Source organism: Paracoccus sp. S4493 (genome assembly GCF_000967735.1).
Classification (GTDB): Bacteria; Pseudomonadota; Alphaproteobacteria; order Rhodobacterales; family Rhodobacteraceae; genus Paracoccus; species Paracoccus marcusii.
On record NZ_JXYF01000309.1, the window covers coordinates 1 to 749 of the forward strand.

The following is a 749-nucleotide window of genomic DNA, read 5'->3' on the forward strand; positions in this document are numbered from 1 at the left end:
TCCAGATCGTCGGCCGACAGCTTGACGATGTCGGCCATGGGCATCAGCCGCGCCAGCCGGGCACGATAGGCGCCCGCATCGGTGATGAAGAACGGCCGGATGTTGGGATCGATCATCACCGGCAGGCGGTCGTGATGCTGCGCGATCAACGCCTCGATGGTGCCGCCGCAGGGGTCGGGCACCAGGCTGATGCCGCCGGCGAAGAGCGCGGTCACGGTATCAGGCAGCGGCCCGATATCCTCGGGCAGCAGCATCCGCCCGGCGGAGCCCTCGTCGTAGAAGGAATAGCGCGCCTCGCCGTTCGTCAGCGTCACCAGCGCCAGCGTGGTCAGCCGGTCGGTGCGGGGGCACAGGTCGGTGTTCACCCCGGCCTCGGCCAGCGGCCGCAGGATCTGGTCGCCGAAAGGGTCGCGGCTGATCGGCCACAGATAGCCCGTGTCCTGGCCAAGCCGCCCAAGCGCGATGGCGGTATTGTAGACTGCGCCGCCGGCCAGCGGGCGGAAGGTGCCGTCGGACGGCACCATGTCGATCAGCGATTCGCCTGCGCACAGGATCATGGTCGGTCCCCCTCGGTTCGGCCCTATTGGGTCAGATACAGGATGGCTGCTAACGCTACCAGTGCCACGGCGACGGCCCCGGCGATTTTCCATGCCGAATACGGGCGTTCGCCCATGACCTTGCCGGTCTGGCCATTGACCACGAAGCGGTAGCTTGCGCCGTTGTAGCGATAGGCCGCCGCCCAGATCGGC

The 749-nt window shown here is 67.7% G+C and carries 1 protein-coding gene and 1 pseudogene; both read right to left on the bottom strand.

Annotated elements, in window-relative coordinates; genetic code table 11:
* The coding region (locus TW83_RS17355) for a PfkB family carbohydrate kinase (RefSeq protein ID WP_045984041.1) at positions 1-557 on the bottom strand (557 nt) is incomplete at its 3' end.
* A 23-nt stretch (positions 558-580) separates the two neighbouring features.
* Positions 581-749 (bottom strand): annotated as a pseudogene (locus TW83_RS22170) (primosomal protein N' (replication factor Y) - superfamily II helicase); the annotation flags it as partial.